21 protein-coding genes are annotated in these 23,957 nt (G+C 71.6%); 6 read left to right on the top strand and 15 right to left on the bottom strand.

Annotated elements, in window-relative coordinates:
* The first annotated feature begins 17 nt into the window (after nucleotides 1-17).
* Together OG948_RS25035 and OG948_RS25030 are read left to right on the top strand one after the other, a co-directional pair.
* Nucleotides 18-1,604, top strand: a complete 1,587-nt coding sequence (locus tag OG948_RS25035; RefSeq protein WP_406298607.1) for an ABC transporter substrate-binding protein — start codon at nucleotides 18-20, stop codon at nucleotides 1,602-1,604.
* Nucleotides 1,605-1,907: 303 nt separating this feature from the next.
* Complete coding sequence (locus OG948_RS25030) at nucleotides 1,908-3,497, top strand: ABC transporter substrate-binding protein (RefSeq protein ID WP_406298606.1); 1,590 nt, start codon at nucleotides 1,908-1,910, stop codon at nucleotides 3,495-3,497.
* A gap of 58 nt (nucleotides 3,498-3,555) precedes the next feature.
* Here the strand turns inward: OG948_RS25030 and OG948_RS25025 are convergent, their stop codons facing one another.
* A complete protein-coding gene (locus tag OG948_RS25025; RefSeq protein WP_406298605.1) occupies nucleotides 3,556-5,052 on the bottom strand; it encodes a hypothetical protein in 1,497 nt (498 codons plus the stop codon).
* A 288-nt stretch (nucleotides 5,053-5,340) separates the two neighbouring features.
* On the opposite strand from OG948_RS25025, the gene OG948_RS25020 reads away from it, so the two are divergent.
* Nucleotides 5,341-6,033: a bifunctional DNA primase/polymerase gene (locus OG948_RS25020; RefSeq protein WP_395872642.1), complete on the top strand. Its 693-nt coding sequence runs from the start codon at nucleotides 5,341-5,343 to the stop codon at nucleotides 6,031-6,033.
* A gap of 73 nt (nucleotides 6,034-6,106) precedes the next feature.
* Here OG948_RS25020 and ftsY read toward each other — a convergent pair whose 3' ends face one another.
* Nucleotides 6,107-7,312, bottom strand: coding sequence for a signal recognition particle-docking protein FtsY (gene ftsY, locus OG948_RS25015; protein ID WP_406298604.1), 1,206 nt, complete (start codon nucleotides 7,310-7,312; stop codon nucleotides 6,107-6,109).
* Between the two features lie 201 nt (nucleotides 7,313-7,513).
* On the opposite strand from ftsY, the gene OG948_RS25010 reads away from it, so the two are divergent.
* On the top strand, nucleotides 7,514-8,509 hold the full coding sequence (locus tag OG948_RS25010) for an LLM class flavin-dependent oxidoreductase (protein WP_395872638.1): 996 nt from the start codon (nucleotides 7,514-7,516) through the stop codon (nucleotides 8,507-8,509).
* A 66-nt stretch (nucleotides 8,510-8,575) separates the two neighbouring features.
* Here the strand turns inward: OG948_RS25010 and smc are convergent, their stop codons facing one another.
* Together smc and OG948_RS25000 are read right to left on the bottom strand one after the other, a co-directional pair.
* Nucleotides 8,576-12,232 carry a chromosome segregation protein SMC gene (gene smc / locus OG948_RS25005; RefSeq protein WP_406298603.1) on the bottom strand — a complete coding sequence of 1,219 codons (3,657 nt, stop codon included), beginning with the start codon at nucleotides 12,230-12,232 and terminating at the stop codon, nucleotides 8,576-8,578.
* Between the two features lie 363 nt (nucleotides 12,233-12,595).
* On the bottom strand, nucleotides 12,596-12,802 hold the full coding sequence (locus OG948_RS25000; protein ID WP_078975259.1) for a hypothetical protein: 207 nt from the start codon (nucleotides 12,800-12,802) through the stop codon (nucleotides 12,596-12,598).
* A 352-nt stretch (nucleotides 12,803-13,154) separates the two neighbouring features.
* Between OG948_RS25000 and OG948_RS24995 the strand changes: the two genes are divergently transcribed.
* A complete protein-coding gene (locus OG948_RS24995) occupies nucleotides 13,155-13,985 on the top strand; it encodes a CAP domain-containing protein (RefSeq protein ID WP_406298602.1) in 831 nt (276 codons plus the stop codon).
* Nucleotides 13,986-14,049: 64 nt separating this feature from the next.
* On the opposite strand, the gene OG948_RS24990 is transcribed toward OG948_RS24995, so the two are convergent.
* The 8 genes from OG948_RS24990 to rsmD all read right to left on the bottom strand — a co-directional run bounded on the left by OG948_RS24990 (nucleotide 14,050) and on the right by rsmD (nucleotide 19,661).
* Nucleotides 14,050-14,652, bottom strand: coding sequence for a hypothetical protein (locus OG948_RS24990; RefSeq protein WP_406298601.1), 603 nt, complete (start codon nucleotides 14,650-14,652; stop codon nucleotides 14,050-14,052).
* Between the two features lie 26 nt (nucleotides 14,653-14,678).
* Nucleotides 14,679-15,557, bottom strand: a complete 879-nt coding sequence (gene mutM, locus OG948_RS24985) for a bifunctional DNA-formamidopyrimidine glycosylase/DNA-(apurinic or apyrimidinic site) lyase (protein ID WP_406298600.1) — start codon at nucleotides 15,555-15,557, stop codon at nucleotides 14,679-14,681.
* A 199-nt stretch (nucleotides 15,558-15,756) separates the two neighbouring features.
* Nucleotides 15,757-16,500, bottom strand: coding sequence for a ribonuclease III (rnc, locus tag OG948_RS24980; RefSeq protein ID WP_395872626.1), 744 nt, complete (start codon nucleotides 16,498-16,500; stop codon nucleotides 15,757-15,759).
* Between the two features lie 8 nt (nucleotides 16,501-16,508).
* Nucleotides 16,509-16,682 carry a 50S ribosomal protein L32 gene (gene rpmF, locus OG948_RS24975; RefSeq protein WP_026218805.1) on the bottom strand — a complete coding sequence of 58 codons (174 nt, stop codon included), beginning with the start codon at nucleotides 16,680-16,682 and terminating at the stop codon, nucleotides 16,509-16,511.
* A 2-nt stretch (nucleotides 16,683-16,684) separates the two neighbouring features.
* Nucleotides 16,685-17,200 carry a YceD family protein gene (locus tag OG948_RS24970; RefSeq protein ID WP_406298599.1) on the bottom strand — a complete coding sequence of 172 codons (516 nt, stop codon included), beginning with the start codon at nucleotides 17,198-17,200 and terminating at the stop codon, nucleotides 16,685-16,687.
* Between the two features lie 319 nt (nucleotides 17,201-17,519).
* Complete coding sequence (locus OG948_RS24965) at nucleotides 17,520-18,440, bottom strand: cell division initiation protein (protein ID WP_406298598.1); 921 nt, start codon at nucleotides 18,438-18,440, stop codon at nucleotides 17,520-17,522.
* 108 nt (nucleotides 18,441-18,548) lie between these two features.
* On the bottom strand, nucleotides 18,549-19,031 hold the full coding sequence (coaD, locus tag OG948_RS24960) for a pantetheine-phosphate adenylyltransferase (RefSeq protein WP_395872620.1): 483 nt from the start codon (nucleotides 19,029-19,031) through the stop codon (nucleotides 18,549-18,551).
* A 60-nt stretch (nucleotides 19,032-19,091) separates the two neighbouring features.
* Nucleotides 19,092-19,661, bottom strand: a complete 570-nt coding sequence (gene rsmD / locus OG948_RS24955) for a 16S rRNA (guanine(966)-N(2))-methyltransferase RsmD (protein WP_406298597.1) — start codon at nucleotides 19,659-19,661, stop codon at nucleotides 19,092-19,094.
* 275 nt (nucleotides 19,662-19,936) lie between these two features.
* Here rsmD and OG948_RS24950 point away from each other — a divergent pair, with 275 nt between their 5' ends.
* Nucleotides 19,937-20,308: a hypothetical protein gene (locus OG948_RS24950; protein WP_406298596.1), complete on the top strand. Its 372-nt coding sequence runs from the start codon at nucleotides 19,937-19,939 to the stop codon at nucleotides 20,306-20,308.
* Between the two features lie 121 nt (nucleotides 20,309-20,429).
* On the opposite strand, the gene OG948_RS24945 is transcribed toward OG948_RS24950, so the two are convergent.
* The 3 genes from OG948_RS24945 to recG form a co-directional block, all read right to left on the bottom strand.
* Complete coding sequence (locus OG948_RS24945; protein ID WP_406298595.1) at nucleotides 20,430-21,011, bottom strand: hypothetical protein; 582 nt, start codon at nucleotides 21,009-21,011, stop codon at nucleotides 20,430-20,432.
* Entirely contained in the window at nucleotides 21,008-21,553 is a 546-nt protein-coding gene (locus OG948_RS24940) for an RNA polymerase sigma factor (RefSeq protein ID WP_395872612.1), read from the bottom strand. The genes OG948_RS24945 and OG948_RS24940 overlap by 4 nt, the downstream gene beginning before the upstream one ends.
* 87 nt (nucleotides 21,554-21,640) lie before the next feature.
* On the bottom strand, nucleotides 21,641-23,902 hold the full coding sequence (recG, locus tag OG948_RS24935; RefSeq protein ID WP_406298594.1) for an ATP-dependent DNA helicase RecG: 2,262 nt from the start codon (nucleotides 23,900-23,902) through the stop codon (nucleotides 21,641-21,643).
* Nucleotides 23,903-23,957: the final 55 nt, after the last annotated feature.

Here is a 23,957-nt window from a genome sequence, read left to right as displayed (position 1 = left end):
GACAACGGAGGAGTCACATGAGCAGCAACCTCGGCAACAACGCACGAAAGCGCGCGGCGGCCATCGCCGGCGTTTCCGCACTCGCCCTGACCCTCGCCGCGTGTGGCGGCGGGGACGACGCCGCCGGCGGCAAGGCGGACCCGAACGCGTCCGCGGGCGCCAAGAAGGGCGGCAATCTGACCCTGCTCACCGTGTCCGACGCGCGCAGCATGACGCCGTTCAACGCGTCCTACGCGGCGGTCACCGACCTCAACCGCATGCTCGCCGTCTACGACGCGCTGTTCTACGTGGACAACACGCAGAACAAGGTGGTCCCGCAGATCGGCGAGAGCCTCAAGAGCGACGACGGCGGCAAGGTCTGGACGCTCAAGGTCAAGCCGAACGTCAAGTTCAGCGACGGCACCCCGCTGGACGCCGCCGCGGTCAAGTTCAACTGGGAGATGCACGCCAAGCCGGAGGTGCTCAGCCAGCACCGCCCGGCCGCGAGCGGCCTGGGGCTGGAGGTGGCCGACCCGCTGACGCTCAGGATCACCCTGCCGATGCTGAACGCGAACTTCGACCGCACGGTGGCCTCGGAGCTGTCCTACATCGAGTCGCCCAAGCAGTACGCGGCCGACCCCAAGGGCGAAAAGCCGGTCGGCGCAGGTCCGTTCGTCCTCAAGACCTGGACCCGGGACAGCCAGATGGTGTTCGAGAAGAACCCGAACTACTGGCAGGGACCGGACAAGCCCTACCTGGACACGCTGACCATCAAGGTGGTCAACGACGTCAAGCAGCAGGTCGACACGATCAAGGCCGGTGGCGCGGACATCACCTTCACCATCGACCCGCAGAAGACCAAGGCCGCGCAGGAAGGGGGCCTGGGCGTCACGCCGTTCACCCTCGACGGCGGCCAGATGATCGTCTTCAACACCTCGACGGCGCCGTTCGACGACGCTCGCGCGCGTCGTGCGGTCGCGCTCGCGCTCGACCCGGCCGACCTGAACCAGAAGATGTACGCGGGCACGGCGACCCCGGCCAAGAGCATCTTCCACAGCGGCAAGACCTTCACCGACGCCACCGCCGCGCAGCCGAGTCCGAACAAGGTCGAGGCGCAGAAGCTCTTCGACGAACTCGCGGCCGAGGGCAAGCCGGTCAAGTTCAACTACCTGGTCCCGGAGAACCCGACCTCCAACGCGACCTCCGAGTACACCATGACCGCGCTCAACGCCTTCAAGAACGTCGAGGTCAAGCTCGACAAGGCCGAGGTGGCCAGCTACTACCTGCGCCTGACGGTGCAGAAGAACTACACCGCGGCGCTCTACCAGATCTGGTCCAGCGACCCGGAACCGGTGCTGTTCAACAGCCTGTTCTCGCAGACCCCGTTGAACTTCACCGGGTACAAGAGCCCCGAGGCGGACGCGGCGCTGATCAAGGGCCGCTCCACCACCGACGAGGCGGCGCGCAAGGCCGCCTACTCCGACCTGCAGAAGGTGCTCGTCAAGGACCTGCCGATGCTCGCCTACCAGGAGGCGGTCACCAACATCATCTCCGGCCCCAGGGCCGTGGGTGTGGTGGGTGTGCAGGACGGTGGCATGCTGATGGACCGGGTCGGCCTGAAGTAGCCGAACGCCGGTCCCGGATCACCTCCGGCTGATCCGACGCACCGTCACCTCGGGTGTCCGGGAGGCCCGTTCGCGATCCGCGAGCGGGCTTCCCGGCCACCTCCGGGAGGCCGGGAAAGTCCGGTCTCCCGACACGATTCGACAACTGTCTGTAACGATGTAACAGATCGGCTTACAGGTCGTGCAAGTTGCGCCGAGTGGACCTACGGTGTGCCGCACGCAGTACCGATACGGCAGTGCCCGCTCCACAGCTCATGGCTCCCGGCACCACTTGTGTTGTTCCCGGCGGAGGTGGCAAGAACGTTGTCTGCACGACGCACGACCGCACGTCGCACGGCTCTCGTCTCGATGATGGTGGTCCTCGGTATCACGGCCACCGCGTGTGGCGGATCGGACGACTCCGGCTCCTCGGGCGGCAAACAGTCGACCGTCCAGGGCGAGGCCAAGTCCGGCGGCAGCATGACCATGCTGGCCGTCCAGGACTCCGCCTCGCTCGACCCGTTCAAGGCCGCGTCCGTCGCGGTGGCGGACGAGCCGCGCCTGGCGGCACTGTACGACCCGCTGTTCTACATCGACGCGGCGGACAACTCGGTCAAGCCGCACCTCGGTGCGAGCCTGGCCACCTCGGACAACGGCAAGACCTGGCAGCTCAAGCTCCGGCCGGGGGTCGTGTTCTCCGACAACACGCCGTTGAACGCCGAGGCGGTCAAGTTCAACTGGGACATGCACGCGAAGGCGGAGACCCAGTCCCAGCACCGCCAGATAGCCGCCGGGCTGACCAGCAAGGTGGTCGACGAGACCACGCTGGAGATCACCCCGCTGGGCATGCCGAACGCCAACCTCGACCGCGCGATCGCGATCGACCTGACCTACATCGCGTCGCCCGCGTCGCTGGCCAAGGGTCCGGACGAGTACCGCAACAAGCCGGTCGGCGCCGGCCCGTTCAAGCTGGAGAGCTGGACCCGCGGCAGCCAGCAGGTCTACGTCAAGAACGAGAACTACTGGCAGAAGGACAAGGGTCTGCCCAAGCTGGACAAGCTGACCATCAAGAACGTGCCGGACGTCAAGCAGCAGTACAACACCGTCAACAGCGGCGGCGCGGACATCTTCCTGAGCTCCGACAACGCCACCATCGCGCAGGCGGAGAAGGCGATCGGCGTCGTCCAGCGCTCGGTCGACGGCGGCCAGATGATCCAGTTCAACATGACCAAGCCGCCGTTCGACGACCCGCGGGCACGGCAGGCGATCACCCTCGCCCTGGACCCGGCCGGCATCCCCAAGACCCTCGCCAACGGCTACGTGCCGGCGAAGGGCTACTTCGCCCAGAAGTCGCCGTTCTACGACGCGGCGAGCGCGCAGGCCGCGCCCGACAAGGCCAAGGCCAAGCAGCTCTTCGACGAGCTCGAACGCGACGGCAAGAAGGTCGAGTTCAGTTACCTGTTGCCGCAGAACCCGTCCTCGGTCAAGGTCGCCGAGTGGATGCAGACCCAGCTCGCCGAGTACAAGAACGTCTCGATGAAGCTGGAACCGCTGGAGATCGGCGCCTACATCGAGAAGTACGCGTTCCGCCGCGACTTCCAGGCGATGCTCTTCCAGCAGTGGCTGGTCGACCCCGAGCCGCTGGCCTTCAACAACTGGTTCTCCAAGAGCCCGACCAACTTCATCGGCTGGAACAACCCGGCGGTGGACGCGGCCCTGGTCACCGGCCGCAACTCGACCGACCCGACCATCCGCAAGAAGGCCTACTCGGACCTGCAGAAGGCGATGTCCGCCGACCTGCCGGTGTGGACGTATGCCGAGTCCTCGATCGGGGTCCTGTTCAACAAGAAGGTCACCGGTGTCGTGCAGTACAACACCGGCGTCTTCTTCATGGACCGGGTCGGGCTGAAGTAGTCCCGCCTCAACGCCGTTCGGCCCCTGTCCGCCTCGCGCGGACGGGGGCCGACGCGCGTCACGCGGTGGGGAACGGCGCCTCGGGCAGCTCGCGGGCCACCCGGGCGGCCAGGTCGCGCACCGCGGGATCGCTCGGGAATCGCCCGGCCAGCGCCTCGACGGTGCGCCGCAGCCGCACGATCAACCGCTCCGAGCGCACCCGGGAGGCGATCTCCAGCGCCGCGCCGGCCTGCTCGACCGCGGCCGGCGGGTCGTTCTCGATCAGGAACACCGTGGCCAGCCCCACCCGGGCGAGCGCGAGGCTGCGGACGAACTCGTCGGTGCCCCGCAGCAGCCGTACGGCCTCGCCCAGCCGCTCCCCGGCCGGGGTCACGAAGGCCGGCCGGGTGTAGGCGAGATCGCGATACGCGTGCCCGCTCTCGGCGAGCAGTTCGGCCCGGTCGAAGTAGCGGATCCAGTCCGGCTCGGTCCCGGGCCGGCTGTCGGCCAGCGCCTGTTCGGCCAGACCCAGCGCGCGCCTACATCGATCCGCGTCGCCCAGCGCGGCGTACGCACGCCCCTCCAGCGCGCACAACATCGCCTGGAGCCCCGCTCCGCCGGTGTCCCGGCTGCCGTACTGGGCCAGGTGGATCAACTCCAGCGCGTCCTCGGGCAACTCGTAGTGGATCATCTGCCGGGACATCACGCCGAGCACATTGGCCCCGAACGGCGCGTCGTCGCATTCCTTCGCGGCGTGCAGCGCGAGCACCATGTACTTCTGCGCGCCCGGTTGCAGGCCGGTGTCGTAGGACATCCACCCGGCGAGCAACGCGAGTTCGGCGGTCAGGCCGAGCAGCCGGGCCCGGACGGCGGCCGACTGCTCGGTGCGCAACAGGTCGGTGAGCGCGTTGAGTTGTCCGATCACCGCCTTGCGCCGCAGCCCGCCGCCGCCCTGCATGTCCCAGCGCCGGAACAACCGCACCGAGTCGCGCAGGTGTTCGGTGGCGGCCACCGGCAGCCGCATCGCACGAGCCGGTCCCGAACCGTCGCCGACACCGATCGGCGGCGCGGTCGGCGTCGCGGGCAGCGGCGCCGACCAGCGCTGGAGCGGTTCGACCAGATCGCGGCCCGCCGCCAGGCGCAGCGCCGGACCGACGAACTCCTGTCGGCCCAGCAGCAGATCGCCGCGGGTGTACTCGCCGAGGATCTCCGCCACGGTCTCGAACGTCCAGGGCAGGTCCACGCCGAAGTCGCCGTGCGGCTCGTCCGGCTCGCGCAGGCCCAACTCGTCGATGCTGACCACCCGGCCGAACCGTCGGGTGAACAACTCGGCCAGGATCTGCGGTATCGGCTCGCGCGGTTGTTCCCCGTCCAGCCAGCGGCGCACCCGCGAGGTGTCGGTGCTCACGTGGGGAGCCGACATCGCCCGCGCGTGCCGGTTCACCTGGCGGGCCAGTTCGCCCTTCGACCACCCGCTGCGGGCGAACCACGCGGCGAGCCGGTCGTTGGGTTGCCGCCCGCCGTCCGGCTCGTGTTCGTCCGCGGACCCGTCGTCCCGCGTTCGCGTCGTCGCCACCGCATCGCCCCCATGCCCTCAGCGGTCCGGCCGGTCAGGCGTCGGGCCCCGATGGGAACCGTACGCGCAGGCCCGTTCGCCGAACGTATTCGCAACTCGCGCGCAGGCGTCGGTCGATGCGCTAAACGCCAGGCTTCGCCACCCCACGCGCCCGGGACGCGCCAGGGGGGAACCCGCGTTTGACTGATCGTCGACACAGCGTCGACGACGACTGCCGGTCCTGTTCATACCGCGCGGAGCCGACAGCCGTCGAGATGACGTTCTGCGGTCACAGCGTAACCAAAAGTAATGAGTGCCGTTGGGGAGGACATGGACATCATGCTCGGATCGCGCCGGCGTACGCGGGCCGCACTGTGGCAGGCGGTGGCCGAGTTCGCGGAGGAACGCGGCTGGCCGGTGGCCCAGGGTGCGCACCTGGTACGCGACGGACGCGGCACCCACTGTTCGTGCGGCCGCGTCACGTGTGCCGCGCCCGGCATGCACCCGGCGGACCCGCGCTGGTCGGAGCGGGCCACCGCGTCGCCGGCCGCGGTGCGCTACCTGTGGTCGCAGTGGCCGGACAGCACGGTCGTGGTCCCCACCGGTCGGGTCTTCGACGCGATCAGCGTGCCCCGCCAGGCGGGCACCCGGGCACTGGTCCGGCTGGAGCGCATGGGCACCCCGCTGGGCCCGGTGCTGGCCACGCCGACCGGGCGGGTCGCGTTCCTGGTCGCCCCCGGCGCGGCGGCCGAACTGCCGCACCTGCTCTACCAGATGGGTTGGGACGACGCCGTCCTGGACCTGCGCTGCCACGGCGAGGGCGACTACGTGTTCGCGCCGCCGTCGCCGATGGGCATGCTCGGCCCGGTGGAGTGGATCCGCCCGCCCGAGAGCGGCGACCCGGCGCTCCCGGAGGCCCGTCTGCTGCTCGGCACGCTCGCCTACGCGTGCCACCGCAAGGACGCGTCGTCGACCGGCCGAGGACTGTGGCTGGCGTCCTGACGCCGCCCGGGTCCGGACCCGAAAACGCCGGACGGGCCGTGTCGGCCCGCCCGGCGTCGCAGCTCGAACCCGCTCAGTCGCCGATCAACGCGTCCACGAACGCGGACGGCTCGAACGGAGCCAGGTCGTCGGGCCCCTCGCCGAGGCCGATCAGCTTGACCGGCACACCCAACTCGCGCTGCACCGAGACCACGATGCCGCCCTTGGCGGTGCCGTCCAGCTTGGTCAGCACGATGCCGGTGATGTCCACCACCTCGGCGAACACCCGGGCCTGGACCAGACCGTTCTGACCGGTGGTGGCGTCCAGGACGAGCAGCACCTCGTCGACCGGACCGTGCTTCTCCACCACCCGCTTGACCTTGCCCAGCTCGTCCATCAGGCCGGTCTTGGTGTGCAGGCGGCCGGCGGTGTCCACGAGCACCGTGTCCACGCCCTCGGCGATACCCTCCTTGACCGCGTCGAACGCGACGCTGGCCGGGTCGCCCGCCTCCGGCCCGCGCACCGTATGCGCGCCCACCCGCTCGCCCCACGTCTGCAACTGGTCGGCGGCGGCCGCACGGAAGGTGTCCGCGGCGCCGAGCACCACACTGCGACCGTCCGCGACCAGGACCCGTGCGAGCTTGCCGGTCGTGGTGGTCTTGCCGGTGCCGTTGACGCCGACCACGAGCACCACGGCCGGACGGTCGCCCCCCTCGCCGCCGGTGTGCCGGGCGGTCTTGAGGGTGCGGTCCAGGTCGGGGCCGAGCAGCGTGAGCAGTTCCTCGTGCAGCAGCGCGCGCAGCTCCGCGGGCGTACGGGTGCCCAGCACCTTGACCCGGGTACGCAGGCGCTCGACCAGCTCCTGGGTGGGCGCCACCCCGACGTCGGCGGTCAGCAGGGTGTCCTCGATCTCCTCCCAGGTGTCCTCGTCCAGGTGCTCGCGCGCGAGCAACGCCAACAGGCCCTTGCCGAGCGTGCTCTGCGAGCGGGCCAACCGGGCGCGCAGCCGGACCAGCCGCCCGGCCGTGGGCTCAGGCACCTCCAACGGGACGAGTTCCGGCTCGGCCGGCACGACGACCGAAGTCTCCGGCACGACGACCGACGTCTCCGGCAGATCGACCGTGTCGACGGTGCGCCGGGGCGCTTCGACGGGCGGGGCGGCCTCGTCGCCGACACCCGGCTCGACCGGTGTGCGCGGCGGCGCCGGCGGCACGCCCTTGCGGCGCGAGCCGACCACGAACCAGCCGGCGGCGCCGAGGACGACGAGGGCAATGACGACGATCAGGATCACAGTCTCCATAGGACCTCCAGTCTCCCAGACGGCCCGGCGCCGAACCGCGACCGGCCGCTCCCGGCGGGTCCGCGTCCGGCCGCCCGGCCGTGACCGGAAGACCGTTGAATCCTGACACTGCGTCAGATAGCTTGCCAGAGCCAAGCACCGTCCGGCAGATGACACGTGTCCGAGACGGCTTCGGCTCGACCCGGAAGGTGTTCACGCTCCATGGCTGTCACGAATCTGCGGTTCAACCAGGTCCTCCCCGGTCTCGACCGGCAGGAGATGTCCGCGCGTTATCGGGCCACCGTCGAGATGGCGGCCTTCGCGGACAAGAACGGGTTCGACATGATCAGCCTCGAGGAGCACCACGGCGCGGACAACGCGTGGAGCCCCTCCCCGCTGAGCACCGCGGGCGCGATCTTCGGCGCCACCGAGCGGATCGGCGTGATCGTCTGCGCGCTGCTCGCCCCGCTGTACGACCCGATCCGGCTGGCCGAGGACATCGCGGTCCTGGACAACATCAGCGGCGGCCGGCTCTCCCTGGTCGCCGGCCTGGGCTACCGGCCCGAGGAGTACGCGGCGCTGGGCAAGGACTGGAAGCGGCGCGGAAAGATCCAGGACGAGGTGCTGGAGACGCTGCTCAAGGCGTGGACCGGCGAGCCGTTCGAATACCGCGGCACCACCGTCCGGGTCACCCCGAAGCCGTTCACCGACCCGCACCCGATGGTCATGGTCGGCGGCACCGCCAAGGCGTCCGTACGCCGCGCGGTGCGACTGCGCCTGCCGTTCTACGCCGCGGCGCCGATCCCGGAGCTCGAGCAGTACTACTACGAGCTCGCCGCCGAGGAGGGCTTCGAGGGCGGCTTCGCGATCCTGCCCCCGGTCAAGACCCGGATGATCTTCTGCACCGAGGATCCGGACAAGGCGTGGGCGGAGTACGGCGAGTACTTCCTGCACGAGGCCACCACGTACGCCGGCTGGCAGACCCCCGACATAGCGTCGGTGGTCGAGTCCTCGGCCACCACGGTCGCCGCGCTGCGCGAGGAGGGCATCTACTGCTGCCTCACCCCCGACGAGTGCGTCGAGATCGGCCAGGCCGGCGGCCTGACCGACGCGCTGATCCTGCACCCGCTGGTCGGCGGCCTGCCGATCGACGCGGGCTGGGCCAGCCTGCAACTGTTCAACGACAAGGTGATGCCGCGCAACGTGCCGGCCGAGTAGCCCGGCGCCCCGCGCACGGCGGCGGTCACACCCTCGACTCGACCGGGGTGTGGCCGCCGTTCGTGTTCACCCGCCCGCGGCGACCCCGCTCATCGGCTCCGCGTGCTCGGACGCGACCCGACGGTCCTCCTGCCGCAGCCGCTGGCTGATCACCGTGGTCACCCCGTCGCCGCGCATCGAGACGCCGTACAGCGCGTCCGCGACCTCCATCGTGCGCTTCTGGTGGGTGATCACGATGAGCTGCGAACTCTCCCGCAGCTCCGCGAAGATCCCGATCAGCCGCTGGAGGTTCATGTCGTCCAGCGCCGCCTCGACCTCGTCCATCACGTAGAACGGGCTGGGCCGGGCCTTGAAGATCGCCACCAGCAGGGCCACCGCGGTCAGCGAGCGCTCCCCGCCGGAGAGCAGCGACAGCCGCTTGACCTTCTTGCCCGGCGGCCGGGCCTCCACCTCGATGCCGGTGCTCAGCATGTCGTCCGGGTCGGTCAGGATCAGCCGGCCCTCGCCGCCGGGGAACAGCCGGGCGAACACGCCCACGAACTCGCGCGCGGTGTCGTGGTACGCCGCCGTGAAGACCTGTTCGACCCGCTCGTCCACCTCCTTGACCACGGTCATCAGGTCGCGGCGGGTGTTCTTCAGATCCTCCAACTGCTCGGTCAGGAAGTTGTGTCGCTCCTCCAGCGCGGCGAACTCCTCCAACGCGAGCGGGTTCACCTTGCCCAGTTGCACATGCGCCTTCTCCGCCGCGCGCAGCCGCTTCTCCTGCTCGGCCCGGACGTAGGGCCGCGGCAGCGCCTCGGGCGAGTCCGGGTCGCGCTCCTCGCCCTCGGCCGGCGGCGACGGCGGCACGGGTTGGTCCGGGCCGTACTCCGCCAACAGGCCCACGGCCTCGATCCCGTGCTCCTCCAGGGACCTGGCCTCCAACTGCTCGACCCGCAGCCGCTTCTCCGCGCGCAGCATCTCGTCCCGGTGCACCGAGTCGGTCAGCTTCTCCAACTCGGCGGCGAACGCGCGGGACCTGCCGCGCTCGCGGGCCAACTCCGCCTCGTGCGCGGCCCGGGCGCCCTCCGCCGCGTCGCGCTCCGCCCCGGCACGCGCCAACGAGGCCTCGACGTGGCGCAGCAGTACGTCCGTGCCCGCGAGCACCGCGCCCGCGACCCGCGCCTCCACCGCCATCCGCTCCCGCCGCCGGGCGGCGCTCGCCCGCGCCTCGCGCTCGGCCCGCGCGCCCCGGTCCAGCGCGTCGGCCCGCCCGGCCAGCGAGCGCACCCGCTCCTCGTGCGTGCGCACCGCGAGCCGGGCCTCCATCTCGGCCTGCCGCGCGGCGCTCGCACCGCCCGCGAGCCGGTCCCGCTCGGCGGTGTCCGGCTCCTCGTCGCCCTCGGCCGCGTTGTACTCCTCGGCCGCCTCCAGTCGCGCCGACAGTTCCTCGACCTTGAGCTCCTCCTGGGCCCGCGCCGCCTCGGCCGCGGCCACCGCGCCCGCCAGCCGCTCCGCCTCGCCGCCCGCCGCCCGGGCCTGGCCGCCGAGCCGGCCCAACTGCTGTGCCGCCGCGGCGGCCTTGCGCTCCGCCTCGCGTCGTTGTGCCGTGATCCGCTCGACCGCGGCAGCCGCCTCGCGCCGGGTCGCCACCGCATCCGCCAGCGCGTCGCCCAGCCGCGCGCACCGCCCGGTCAGCTCGGCCAGCCGCTCGGCCGCCTCGTCCACCGCCGCCTGCACCTCCAACAGGCTCGGCGCGCTCGCCGACCCGCCGTGCGCGAAGCCCTCGCCGACCAGATCACCCGCCCGGGTGACCGCCCGCACCCCGGGCAGCGCCCGCACCAGGTCCGCGGCGGCGGCGAGATCCTCGACCACCGCGACCCGATCGAGCAGCCCGGCCACCGCACCGCGCAACTGCTCCGGTACGGACACCAGGCGCACCGCGTACACCGCGCCCGCCGGCAGTGCCGGCCACTGCGCCGGCCCCCCGGCCGCCGACCCCGCCTCCGCGACCCCGCCGAGCAGCAGCGCGGCCCGGCCCGCGTCGTCCTTGCGCAGCAGCCGCAACGCCTCCACGGCCGGCTGCACACCGGTCACCGCGATCGCGTCCGAGGCCGCGCCCAGCGCCGCCGCGACCGCCTGCTCGGCGCCGTGCTCGACGGTGACCAGCGCGGCCACCGTGCCCAGCACGCCGGACAACCGGTCCCCCGCCGCGAGCAACGCGCCCGTACCGTCCTTGCGCCGAAGCCCCAACTCCAGCGCCTCCTTGCGCGCGGTGACCGCCGAGCGCTCCCGCTCGGCCTCCTTCTCCGCGTCGCGGGTGGCCGTCAACGCCTCCTCGGCCTCGGCCAGCGCCTCCTCGGCCGTGCCCAACCGGGCCTCGATCACGGCGAGCGCGGACCCGCCGCCGTCCTCCGGGGTGCCCTCGACCCCGAGCCGGAGCAGCTCGTACTCCTCCTGCGCGGCCGCCGCGCGCTCGTGTGCCTCGTCGCGGGAGCCGACCAGCCGACCGATCTCGGCCTCCGCCGCGGCCACCCGGCTGCGCGCGGCACCGACCCGGCCGACCAGCCGGGCCAACCCCTCGCGGCGGTCCGCCAGCGCCCGGGCGACCTCCTTGAGCCGGCGCTCCTCCTCGACCAGGGCGCGCTCCAACTCGCCGCGCCGCTCCACCGTCTCGGCCAGCTCGACCTGCGCGGACTCGAGCGCGGCGGCGAGTTCCGCCTCCTGCTCGCGGATCCGCTCCGCCTCGCGCTCCATCTCCTCCGGGTCGCGCCCGCGCCGCTCGTCGGCGGGCGCCGAGGTCGCGTGCTTGACCCGCTGCCGCGCCAGCCCGGCCGTCCCGCGCACCCGTTCGGCCTGTGCGGACAGCGCGTACCAGGTCTCCTGGGCCCGGGCCAGCCGCGGCGCCATCGACCGCATCTCGGTCTCCAGGTGCGCCTCGCGTACCTGGACCGACCCGAGTTCGCGCTCCACGGCGGTCCGCCGCTCGCGCAACGCGGCCTCGTCCGCGACCTCCTCGGCCAGCGCTCGCTCGAGCCCCACCAGGTCGTCGGCGAGCAGCCGCAGCCGCGCGTCCCGCAGATCGGCCTGGATCGCCGCCGCCCGCCGGGCCACCTGGGCCTGCCGCCCGAGCGGCTTGAGCTGCCTGCGCAGTTCGTTGGTCAGGTCCTGCACCCGGTTCAGGTTGGCCTGCATCGCGTCCAGCTTCCGCAGCGCCTTCTCCTTGCGCTTGCGGTGCTTGAGTACGCCCGCGGCCTCCTCGATGAACGCCCGCCGGCCGGTCGGATCGGCCTGGAGCACCGAGTCGAGCCGCCCCTGGCCGACGATCACGTGCATCTCCCGGCCGATACCGGAGTCGGAGAGCAGTTCCTGGATGTCCAAGAGGCGACAGGTGCTGCCGTTGATCTCGTACTCGGATCCGCCGTTGCGGAACATCCGTCGGGTGATGGTGACTTCGGAGTAGTCGATGGGCAGCGCGCCGTCCGCGTTGTCGATGGTCAGGCTCACCTCGGCGCGCCCGAGCGGCGGTCGACCGGCGGTGCCGGCGAAGATGACGTCCTCCATCTTGCCGCCGCGCAACGTCTTGGCGCCCTGCTCGCCCATCACCCACGACAACGCGTCGACCACGTTCGACTTGCCGGAGCCGTTGGGCCCGACGACGCACGTGATCCCCGGCTCGAAGCGCAGCGTCGTCGCCGACGCGAAGGACTTGAAGCCACGCAGTGTCAGACTCTTCAGGTGCACGCGACGAAAGAGTAGTCGGGGGTACTCGGGCGATTCGTCCGCTCGGTCCCTTCCACGGCGTGTCGGGTGCCCCGGATGGGGGTATCAACCGCTGGAAGCGAGTGGGTGGGCGCAAGGGGGCATGGCGGGGACGGGCACAGGGGGAAGACCGAGGTACCGGCGCGCGGATCGTGGCGCGCGCCACAGGGGTCGCGCGGGACCCCGGGAGCGCGGGTGGCTCCGAAGTCGGGTTCGCAAGCACAAGGTTCGCAAACGCAATCGGCTTCCCGGACCGGGTGGTTCGGGGCGCACTGCCGTTCGGGAACCACTGCGGAAACGACAAAGGGACGCCGGAAGGCGTCCCTGGTTATCGCTTACGCGGACCTACGCTCGCGAAAGCGCGGGTTCCGCCGCGGAGACGTCGAAGCCGGCAAGCAGCTCGTCCGAAGCGGCGGCGTTGAGCGCGTCGTTACGCTCCTGGGCACGGACAAGTTCCGTTTCCAGGTCACGAACACGCTGCTGGAGCCGTCGATTCTCGGCGAGCAGTCGGGGATCGGGGCCACCGACGTAACCGAGAAGCGCCTTCGCCATGAGAGGGTCCTCCACGCTGAAAATGAATGACCACGCAGATTCGCGGGTCTAAATGTGGCACCCGGCCGCAAGGCTCCTGATAGGGTGCGCGGGCTTCCAGCGTCGCACCAAAAACGCAGGAGGTCAATATCATAACGGCACGATAACGAGACCTTCACCCGATCAAACGCGGTTCGACCGCGGATTGGGGTGACGGCTGTCGTGCTGGGTGTACGAGATCATCTTTCGACCTCCACCGTCAAGAAGATTCCGGTTGTCCGCCAACTCCGGACGACCGTGCCCTAGAGTCACTCCGGCACGACACCCGTTCGGGTGAACTGATATCCCCTGCCGGAAGGTGACTCAACCCTCCATGGCCCGGCACAGCCGCACCTCCTCGACCCCGGCCCGCCCGCGTCGACGACGCGCGAGGGCCCGCCGTCGACGCGTCGCCCCCCTGCTCGCCCTGTTGGCCCTCCTCGCGCTCGGCGGGACGGTGGCCGGCCTGGTCGTCTCGGATCGGGCCGGCGAGTCCTCCGGCAACCGGGTCGCCGGTGCCGACGGACCGTTGCCCGGACTCGGCGCCGACGGGTCCGGCCCGTCGGGCGCCGCCGGGGCCGACCGCACCGGCGACGGGGCGTCCCGAAGCCTGCTCCCGGGCGCGGCGACCACCGGCCGCACCGCGCTGCCCGGCGCGAGCGCCGACACCACGCCCTCCGCGAGCGCGGTGCCGAGCGCACCGACCACGAGCGCGGCCGGCACCCCGAGCGCGACCGCCTCGCCGAGCAAGCCCGCCGCCACCCCGAGCACGAGCACCCCGACCCCGTCCAGCGGCCCCGAGGACAAGGTGCTCGCGGCGGTCAACGAGGAGCGGGCGAGCGCGGGCTGCGGTCCGGTCAAGAACGACGCCAAGCTGGTCGCGCTGGCCCGTGCGCACAGCGCCGACATGGCCGCCCGCGACTACTTCGACCACAACACGCCCGAGGGGCTGACCCCTTGGGATCGCGCCGAGAAGGCCGGCGTGAGCTACCTGGGCGCGGAGAACATAGCGCGCGGCCAAAAGACCGCCGACGCCGTGATGCGCGCCTGGATGAACAGCCCCGGCCACCGCCGCAACATCCTCGACTGCGGCCTGACCAAGCTCGGGGTCGGCATCAAGGAAGGTGCCAACGGCCCCTGGTGGACCCAGGAGTTCGGCCGCTGACCCGACGGCACGGCCCGGGCGGACCCGGGCCGTGCCTCGGCGCGAGCCGAGCCGGCCGAGCGCCTCAGCGCGGCCCCACCCCGAGCCGGTCCGCGAGCAGGCCGAACACGTACAACCCGGATTCGCCCTGGCTGCGGGCGAGCACGAGGTCGACCGCCTGTTCGCCGGCCGCCCGACCCGCCGCCCGCGCCCAGCGCACCGCCGCCGTGACCACCTTCGGGCGGGCCCGGTCCAGCACCTCGCCCACCTCGTCGCGCAGTCGGGCATAGCGCTCGGGCCGACGCAACTCGCCGTCGTCGTCGAAGACCTCCGCGCCGGCCCGGGCCGCCTCCACCTCGAGCCGGCCCATCGCCAGATGCGCCGCCGCCTCACCCGGATTCAGCCACGCCTCCCACGCGCCCGCCTCGCTCACCCCCTGGACGTGCGCGACGTGCGTCTCGAAGACCCAGCACACCAACACCGGCGAGTCCGCCTTGGCCGCCAACGCCTCCAACCACGGCCGCTCGAAGGCGTACGGGTCGTCCTGGTGCCGCACGTGGGTCGCGGTCCAGCCGTCCGACGACTCCCACATCGTCCGGGCCGGGTGCGCCGCCGTGTCCACGTGCGGCGCGAACTCGGACAACGGCCGCGCCCCACGCACGACGACGATGTCCCCGTTGAATCCCATGACACGCGCTCCCTGGGTTCCGGTGCCTACGCCCCGGCCGTCGCCTTGCGTGGCGTCCGCTGACAGGTCGGACAGAAGTAACTGCTGCGATTCATGAACGAGATCCGCCGGATCGGCGTCGCGCACCGGTTGCACGGCTCGCCCTCACGGCCGTAGGCGTCCAGGCCGCGCGAGAAGTAGCCGCTCTCGCCGTTCACGTTGACGTACAGACTGTCGAACGAGGTACCGCCCGCCGCCAACGCGTCGGTCATCACGTCCCGCGCGGACGTGAGCAGCAGCGTGGTCTGCGCGAGGGTGAGTTTCCCGGTCTGCCGGGCACCGTGCAACCGGGAGCGCCACAGCGCCTCGTCGGCGTAGATGTTGCCGATCCCGCTGACCAGGGTCTGGTCCAGGAGCGCGCGTTTGACCTCGGTGTTGCGCCGGCGCAGCGCCGCGTGGAAGAGCGCGTCGTCGAACAGCGGATCCAGCGGGTCACGGGCGATGTGCGCCATCGAGGGCGGCAGTTCGGCGCCGCCGCGCTCGACCGCGAGCCCGCCGAAGGTGCGCTGGTCGACGAAGCGCAACTCCAGCCCGCCGTCGGTGAAGGCGAACCGCACGTGCAGGTGCTTCTCCCGGGGTGCCTCGGGCGGCTGGACCAGGAGTTGGCCGCTCATCCCCAGGTGTGCGAGCAGCGCGTCCTCGGGCGCCTCGGCACCGGGCGCCACCAACGGCAGCCACAGGTACTTCCCGCGTCGGCGGGCGGCGTGTACCCGGGCACCGGCGAGCGCGTCGGCGAAGTCCACCAGGCCCGCCGGGTGGCGCCGGACGGCGCGCTCGTGGGTGACCTCGACGTGTGCGATGGTGCGACCCACCACCCACTTCTCCAGTCCGCGACGGACGACCTCGACCTCGGGCAGTTCGGGCACCTTGCACTCCCCCTGGGGACGGCACAACCGGAGACGACACGACTGGAGAGAACACGAACGCACGGGACACGACACGGACGCCGGCCCGGGGCCGGGTCCGAGAATGCGAAAATGCCTGCCGGTAGGTGAGATCGTGCCGGGCGACCGTGAGGTCGGCGACCGGTTCGAACTTACCTATCGGCAGGCATTGGCTCGGAGACTACGCGGTGGCGGCCGGCGGCGTGCCGGAACCGTCTCCGTACTTGGCGCGGATCGAGTGCCAAGCGCTTTCGGCGGCCTGCTGCTCCGCCTCCTTCTTGCTCCGCCCGACACCGGTGCCGTAGTCGACACCCGCGACCCGGGCGAGTGCGGTGAAGGTCTTCTCGTGGTCGGGACCGGTCTCGGAGACCACGTACTCGGGGACTCCGATACCCGCCGCGGCGGTCTGCTCCTGGAGGCTGGTCTTCCAGTCCAGGCCCGCGCCGAGATTCGCCGACTGCTCGATCAGTGGATCGAACAACCGGTGGATCAGCTCGGTCGCCGCGTCGAGACCCTGGTCCAGGTACACCGCACCGAGGATGGCTTCGAGCGTGTCCGCGAGGATCGAGGACTTGTCTCGCCCACCCGTGCCCACTTCACCTCGGCCGAGCCGGATGAAGGCGCCCAGGTCCAGTCGTCGACTGACGCCCGCGAGGGCGCGCGAGTTGACGACCGCGGCCCGCAACTTCGCGAGCTGGCCCTCGGGCAGGTCGGGGTGCCTGCGGTACAGCGTGTCGGTGACGACGAGGCCGAGCACCGAGTCGCCCAGGAATTCCAGGCGCTCGTTGGTCGGGAGCCCGCCGTGCTCGTACGCGTACGAGCGATGGGTGAGGGCGCGTTCCAGAAGGGCGGCGTCGAGCGACCAGCCCAGCCGCCCTTCCAGATCCGCGTATTGCGCGAGTGATTCCGTCACCGGAACGACCACCGGCCTGATCAGACGTCGAGGACCTGGCGGCGGTTGTAGGTGCCGCAGCTCGGGCACGCGATGTGCGACAGCTTCGGCTCACGGCAGCGCTCGCAGGTCACCAGGTTGGCGGCAGTGGCCTTCCACTGGCTCCGGCGGTGCCGGGTGTTGCTGCGCGACATCTTCCGCTTCGGAACAGCCACGGCTACTTCTCCTGGTTCTCGTCGGCGCTGGACGCGCCGTCAACGTCGGCTTCGGCGGAAGGTCCGTCGAAGATGTTGGTCAACTTCGCCCACCGGGGGTCGGCGAGCTCGTGACTGTGGTCGGGGTCCTCCGCGAGCAGCGCTCCGCATTCGGAGCACAGGCCCGGGCAGTCCTCCCGGCACAGCGGCGAGAGCGGCAGTGCGAGCACCGTCGCGTCCCGCAGCACCGGCTCCAGGTCGAACAGGTCGTCCGTGAGCCGGAAGGCGTCCTCGTCGGCGTCCGCGTCCGGGTAGACGTACAGCTCCTGGAAACGCACCGTGAGCTCACGCTCGAGCGGTTCCAGGCACCGGACGCACTCACCGGTCAGCGGCACCTGCGCGACGCCGGTGACCAGCACACCCTCCATGACCGCTTCCAGCCGGACACCCAGCTGGATGGGGGCACCTTCGGGCGCGCCGATCACGTCTGCCACACCCATGTCCTTCGGGGCCGGCACGGAGCGGGACACCTTCAGCATGGATCCAGGCCGACGCCCCAGCTCGCGTGTGTCGACGACGAGTGGTTTGCGGTGATCCAAGCGGTCCAGGACGTCCTACCTCATGCAGTGCCACCCCCCGGGATGACGGGGGGCTCGAATGGTCAGGGTGCCGACCCTCGGGGCACGCGAAAAACACGCCTCGGGCAGGGTCGGTCCGTAAGAGTATCGCAGCCCGCGCGCCAGGCCCCAAACGGGGCCATTCGAGCGGGACGTTCGAGCGGCGATTCCCGCGGCGCCCGGACCGACCGGACGCCGCGAGCGGGCGCCGCGAGCGGCGGTGCCCGTCGCCGGACAGGGCCTAGCGCCCGCCGTCCTGCTGGAACTGGCGGACGTCGATCAGACTCGTGTCGAAGAAGCTGGTCTCGTCCAGCGACTGCGCGTACTGGGCCTGCGGGTCGTAGGCCTGCTGCTGCCCCGTGCTCGCCGGGTCGTGCTGCGTGGCGTACGGCTGCTGCTGCCCGTGCTGGTCGTACTGCGGCATGTCGTACTGGCCCTCGTAGCCGCCGGCGTATCCGGTGTCCGGTCCGGTGCCCTGCGCGTAGGCGGGCTGCCCGTAGGCGTCCTGGCCGTAGCCGTGCTGACCGCCGTAGGGGCCGGCCTGCGCGGGCACGGTCGGCGCGGCGGGCGGCGCGGCCGGATAGTCGGGCTGAGCGGGCTGCGCGGCGAACGTCTCCTCGTGCCCGTCGAGCTGCGCCTGGAGGCTGCCCGGCCGGCCCTTGGCCTGCGCGTCGGCCAACTCCTGCGCCTGCATGTACTCGCCGAGCTCGTCGGACGGACGGCGACCGCGCATCTTGTCCCGGCCGCGACCGATCGCGCCGAGCGTCTTGGTCAGCACGACCTCGAAGTTGGCCAGCTTCTGGTCGACGTAGTCGTCGGCCTCCTCGCGGATGCGCTGGGCCTCGCGGCGGGCCTCGGACAGGATCCGGTCGGCCTCGCCGTACGCCTCGCGGGCCACCTCGGTGTCCGCGATCAGCGAGCCGCGCTCCTCCCGGGCGGTGGCCAGCACCCGCTCGGCCTCGCGGCGGCCCTCCTCGATCACCGACTCGCGGTCGCCGAGCACCCGGCGCGCGTGGTCGAACTCCTCGGGCAGCAGGTTCTTGAGTTCCTCGAGCCGGGCCACCACGTCCGCACGGTTGACCACGCACGACGCCGACATCGGCATCGAGCGGGCGTTCTCGACCAGTGCGATCAGTTCATCGAGCTTGGGCTGCACGTCCACGGGCTTGCTCTCTCTCCTCAAACCGACGGTAGCCGTCGTGTTCGCCGGCATCGCGTGACGGACCGACTCGCCGCGGGCGGTCGGCCCGGCGACGAGGCACGTGCCCCGTCAGCCCTGCGCGAGCCGCTCGGTGAGCCGACGTAGCACCGTCTCCGGCACCAGGCCGGACACGTCGCCTCCGTACGTCGCGACCTCTTTGATGAGACTCGACGACAGAAAGCTGTAGAGGGGGTTCGTCGCGACGAACAACGTCTCCACCTCGGTAAGACCGTAGTTCATCTGTGCCATCTGCAACTCGTAGTCGAAGTCGGTGACCGCGCGCAGACCCTTGATGATCGCCGGGATCCCGCGCTCCTGACAGAAGTTGACCAGCAACCCCTCGAACGCCTCGACCTTGACGTTCTTGTACTGATCGACCACCTCGTGGAGCATCTCGATGCGCTCCTCGATGGTGAACAGACCGGAGCGCTTGGCGCGATTGAAGCCGATCGCCACGTAGACCTCGTCGTACAGGCTCGAGGCCCGTCCGATGATGTCCAGATGACCGTTGGTGACCGGGTCGAACGAACCGGGGCAGACGACTCGACGCAACGGAGGTTCCCCTCGAAATCGGGTGCCGACGGGTCCGGACCCGATGGTCCGCCCGCCTGGTCAGGCTTGCGCGGCGCGACCGTACCAGAGCGTTCCCTCGCCGTAGCGACGGGATCTGATCTCGGCGAATTCGGCGGGCCACGCGAATGGCCCCCCACGTGTGGCACGTTCGACCACGATCAGCGCCTCCTCGGCCAGCCAGCCGTGCTCGGCCAGCGCGCCGAGCAGCGCGCGCACGTCCTCGTCGGTGACCGCGTACGGCGGATCGAGGAAGACCACGTCGTACGGCTCGTCCGGGCAGGGCACGGCGGCGGTCTTCTCCGCGCGGGCCGGGCGCAGTTCCGCGCCGGGCAGCGCGACCAGGCGGATGTTCGCCCGGATCGTGCTCGCCGCGCGGGCGTCGGATTCGACCAGGAGCACCCGCGCAGCCCCCCGCGACAGCGCCTCCAGGCCGACCGCGCCGGAGCCCGCGAACAGGTCGAGCACCCGCGCGCCGTGCAGGTTGCCGCGCAGCGACCGGAGGGTGGAGAACAGTCCCTCGCGGGCCCGGTCCGAGGTCGGCCGGGTGCCCTCGCCCGGCGGTGTGCTCAGTCGTCGGCCGCCCGCCGCCCCGGCGATCACCCGGGTCATGCGTGCCCTCGCCGGTACCGGTGGGGCTCGCCGGTGCCCGGTGGGCCGGCCTGCGCGTACGTGTCCTGCATGGCGCCCACGCTATCGACTGGTCGCGGTGGACGAAATCCGGGCCCGGGCACTTTGCGCGACGTGTCATACACGCGGAGCCACTCGATCGTATGAGGGGTGTGCACGGCGGGGGCGCCACCGTCGTGCACCGGCGACACCGATCGCCGTCCAGGCACCGACCCCACCCGATTCCCACCCGATTCCCACCCGATCCGGGAGATCCGATGACGCTCCGCACCTTCCTCGCCACGGTCGTCGCCGGCGCCGCGCTGGCCGCGACCGGCATGGCCCCGGCGGTCGCCGAGACCGCCGCACCGCACACCCCCGCCGCGAACTGCTACGTCGACAGCAACGGCACCCTGCACTGCGCCAACGGCGCGAGCGACCTGCGCTCCGAGCCGTACTTTCGGGCACCCGTGGTCAGCCGGTTGAACACCACCTACAGCTACTTCAGTTGCTGGACCTCCGGCGACCCGCACTCGGGCGGCAACGACATCTGGTACTACACCGACGGTGACGACGGCGGGCACGGCTTCCTGCCCGCGCAGCGCGTCTTCACGCCGCAGGACCCGATGCCGGGCATGTACCACTGCTGACCGGCATGCGATGAGCCCACGTGGTCGGGGGACGGAGATCGTCCCGTCCCCCGACCACGTGTCCGCGCCCGCGCCGACCCGACTGCCCCCGGTCCCCCGGGATCCCGGCCGCGCTCCGCGGTCAAAGCGCGCAGTCGGGCACCTCGGTCTCGTTGCGGGTGCGGACGCCGGGCAGCCAGCCCTCGGCGTTGGTGCCCAGCACCACCACCCGGTACCAGTGCCGGGAGGCGACGCCGGTCTCGTCGGTGACCCGCGGGCCGTCCGTGAGCAGGCAGACCAGCAACAGCCGGTCGCCGTGCCACACCCGATCCGCGAGGTCGGCGGTACGCGAGGACAACTTCGGCTCCTTGAACACACCCATCGAACACTCGAGCGTGCGCAGCGCCCGGCACGGCACCTCGGAGTTGTGGACCTCGCTCTGCACGCTCGCCGCGCGCGCCGCGGGCGGCCTGGGGGCGGGTGCGTCGCTCGCGTCGTGCCGACCGACCAGGAAGGCGCCGAACCCGACCACGGCCGGGACGAGCACGGCGGCGAGCGCGATCGCGAAGGTGCCGCGCCATCTCGACCGCGGGGCCGGCCGGCGCAGCACTCGGACCGCGAGGCCGGGCGGTTCGACACAGGCGGCCTCCGCGTCGCGCAGCCGGGTGCGCAGTTCGTGGACCGCGTCGTCCGGGTCGTCGAGGTCGGGAGGCGAGGGGTTCACCGGGTGACTCCTTCGTGTCGATCCCGGCGGCGGAACCGGCCGGAGGGCCCGCCGAGGCCGGCACGCAGCCGGGTCAGGGCGCGCTCGCGCGAGCGGGACACCGTCCCCCGGTGCACGCCGAGGATCTCGGCCGCCTGATCGATCGTGTATCCGTCCAGGTCGACCAGGAGTACCGCCGCGGCCTGCTTGGCGGGCAGCGAGCCGAGCATCCGCACGGCCTCCCACTCGGCCTCGCGCCGGGCGATCGGGTCGGCGGCGGAGCGGGCCCGCTCCCCCGGCTCGGGCGGTTCGGGCAGCAGGACCTGGCGGCTGCGCACGCGCCATATGTCGCGGGTGACACTCACCAGGGCCCGGAAGGCATAGGCGTAGGGCTCGGGATGGCCGAGCAGGCGGTCGGGTCTGCGGGCCAGCTTGAGGTACGTCTCGTGCACCGCGTCCTCGGCGCTGCCCTCGCCGGCGAGCAGCACGGCCCGCCGATACAACCGAGGGAGCAACCCGCAGAAGAGCGCGTCGAAGCCCTCGTCCCCCGTGCGTGCGTCCATGGCCCCCATTGGTAGCCAACCGACGGGGTGTTCCGCGTGCTCCGAACGGGTGACCGGTGGGGGCGCGTCGGAGCGGAGGGAGGGCGGTCAGCCCTTGTCGAGGTATTCCGCGCGCTCGTCGTCCAGGATGCTGGCGAGCGCGCTGCGCAGGTCGTGGTGCTCGATCAGGTCCGGGTCGTTCGCCACGATCGAGCTCGCCTCCTCGCGGGCGGCCACGATCAGTTCCTCGTCCCGCACCACCTCCAGCATCCGCAACGAGGAGCGCGAGCCGGACTGCGCGTCGCCGAGCACATCGCCCTCGCGGCGTTGCTCGAGGTCGATCCGGGAGAGTTCGAAGCCGTCCAGGGTGGCCGCCACCGCGTCCAGGCGTTCGCGCGCGGAGGTGCCGCCGGGCATCTCGCTGACCAGCAGGGTCAGCCCGGGGGCGCTGCCCCGGCCGACCCGGCCGCGCAGCTGGTGCAGTTGCGAGACGCCGAACCGGTCGGCGTCCATGATCACCATCGCGGTCGCGTTGGGCACGTTGACGCCGACCTCGATCACCGTGGTCGCCACCAGCACGTCCAGTTCGCCGGCGGTGAAGCGGCGCATCACGTCGTCCTTGTCGTCCGGCGCCATCCGACCGTGCAGCACCGCGATCCGCAGGCCGGCCAGCGGACCGGCGCGCAGCGACTCGGCGACGTCCAGCACGGCCAGTGGCGGGCGTCGCTCCTCGCCGCCCGCGGCGTCCGCGCCGATGTCCTCGGGATCGTCCAGGTAGGCCTCGGCGGGCAGGTCCTCGTCCCGCGCGGCGGCCTTCGCCTTCGACTTCGCCTTCTTCTTGGCCTTCGGGTCGTCCTCCCCGTCGCCGATGCGCGGGCACACCACGTACGCCTGGTGGCCCTTCTCCACCTCCTCGCGCACCCGCTGCCAGGCGCGGTCCAGGAAGTGCGGCTTCTCCTTGGCCGGGACCACGTGCGTGGCGATCGGCGATCGGCCGGACGGGAGCTGGGCCAGGATCGAGGTCTCCAGGTCGCCGAACACGGTCATCGCCACCGTGCGCGGGATCGGCGTCGCGGTCATCACCAGCAGGTGCGGCGGGCGCTTGCCCTTGCCGCGCAGCGCGTCGCGCTGTTCGACGCCGAAGCGGTGCTGCTCGTCGACCACGACCAGACCCAGGTCGTGGAACTCCACCTTGTCCTCGATCAGCGCGTGCGTGCCGATCGCGATCCCGGCCTCGCCGGTGACCAGGTCCAGGAGCGCGGCGCGGCGCGCGGGCACCCCCATCGAGCCGGTGAGCAGGGTGACCTTGGTGCCGATCTCCGACCCGCCGAGCATCCCGGCGCCCTCGGCCAGCGGCCCGAGCATCTCCACGATCGAGCGATAGTGCTGCTGCGCGAGCACCTCGGTGGGCGCCAACAACGCGGTCTGCCCACCCGCGTCCACCACGGTCAACATGCCCCGCAGCGCGACCAGCGTCTTGCCGGCCCCGACCTCGCCCTGGAGGAGGCGGTGCATCGGGTGTTCGGTGGCCAGGTCGGTCTCGATCTCGGCGCAGACCTCCTTCTGGCCGTCGGTCAGTTCGAAGGGGAGGCGGGCGTCGAAGGCGTCCAGGATGCCGTTCGCGCGGCGCGGGCGGGCCACCGCGGACTGGGCCCGGGCGTCCCGGCGGCGGCGGGCCAGGGCGATCTGCAGGACGAACGCCTCGTCCCACTTGAGGCGGTCCTTGGCCGAGTTCACCTCGTCCCACGAGTTCGGCCGGTGCACGTGCGCGAGCGCCTCGGCCAGTCCCGGCATGCCGCGCCGCTCGCGCATCTCGGCGGGCAGCGGGTCGCCGACCTCGCCGAGTGTGTCCAGCGCCATGCCGACGCACTGCGCGATCTTCCAGGACGGCATGTTGGCGGCGGCCGGATAGACCGGGATCAGCGCCCCCGCGAACAGGTTCGCGACACCGTCCTGATCGTCCTCGCCGATCAGTTGGTAGTCGGGCCGGCTGAGCTGGATCACGTTGTTGAACCGCCCGACCTTGCCCGCGAACAGGCCGCGCCGACCCGGGCGCAGTTCCTCCTCGCGCCAGGCCTGGTTGAAGAAGATCAGGGTGAGCTTCCCGCGCCCGTCGGTGACCTCGACCTCCAGGAGGTTGCCGCGCCGATTGCGGAATTGGCGCTTGTTCACCTTGGCGATCTCCGCCATCACGGTGACGTGTTCCTCGGGCTCCAGGCGGGAGAGGTCGGTCAGGCGCCCGCGCTCCGCGTAGCGCCGGGGGTAGTGGCGCAGCAGATCTCCGACGGTGTCCAGCTTGAGGGACTTGGCCAGCACCGTCGCCGTGCGGTCGCCGACGAGTTTCTTCAGCGGTTCGTCAAGGCGCGACATGCCGCCCAACGGTACTGGTCGAGGGTGTCATCGGGCCGTCCCAACCGCCGGACCG

It is taken from the genome of Embleya sp. NBC_00888, assembly GCF_045207655.1.
Lineage (GTDB): Bacteria > Actinomycetota > Actinomycetes > Streptomycetales > Streptomycetaceae > Embleya.
Note: the sequence above shows the minus strand (reverse complement) of the source record. Positions and strands in the feature narration are given on the sequence as shown.

Bases quoted from the DNA above. Each gene is read 5' to 3' on its own strand.
- OG948_RS24950 (WP_406298596.1), top strand. From the start codon at position 19,937: ATGACGCTCCGCACCTTCCTCGCCACGGTCGTCGCCGGCGCCGCGCTG.
- ftsY (WP_406298604.1), bottom strand. From the start codon at position 7,312: ATGGAGACTGTGATCCTGATCGTCGTCATTGCCCTCGTCGTCCTCGGC.
- OG948_RS24940 (WP_395872612.1), bottom strand. From the start codon at position 21,553: ATGGACGCACGCACGGGGGACGAGGGCTTCGACGCGCTCTTCTGCGGG.
- rsmD (WP_406298597.1), bottom strand. From the start codon at position 19,661: ATGACCCGGGTGATCGCCGGGGCGGCGGGCGGCCGACGACTGAGCACA.
- recG (WP_406298594.1), bottom strand. From the start codon at position 23,902: ATGTCGCGCCTTGACGAACCGCTGAAGAAACTCGTCGGCGACCGCACG.
- OG948_RS24995 (WP_406298602.1), top strand. From the start codon at position 13,155: ATGGCCCGGCACAGCCGCACCTCCTCGACCCCGGCCCGCCCGCGTCGA.
- OG948_RS25010 (WP_395872638.1), top strand. From the start codon at position 7,514: ATGGCTGTCACGAATCTGCGGTTCAACCAGGTCCTCCCCGGTCTCGAC.
- OG948_RS24970 (WP_406298599.1), bottom strand. From the start codon at position 17,200: ATGCTGAAGGTGTCCCGCTCCGTGCCGGCCCCGAAGGACATGGGTGTG.
- OG948_RS25000 (WP_078975259.1), bottom strand. From the start codon at position 12,802: ATGGCGAAGGCGCTTCTCGGTTACGTCGGTGGCCCCGATCCCCGACTG.
- OG948_RS24990 (WP_406298601.1), bottom strand. From the start codon at position 14,652: ATGGGATTCAACGGGGACATCGTCGTCGTGCGTGGGGCGCGGCCGTTG.
- OG948_RS25035 (WP_406298607.1), top strand. From the start codon at position 18: ATGAGCAGCAACCTCGGCAACAACGCACGAAAGCGCGCGGCGGCCATC.
- OG948_RS25020 (WP_395872642.1), top strand. From the start codon at position 5,341: ATGAGTGCCGTTGGGGAGGACATGGACATCATGCTCGGATCGCGCCGG.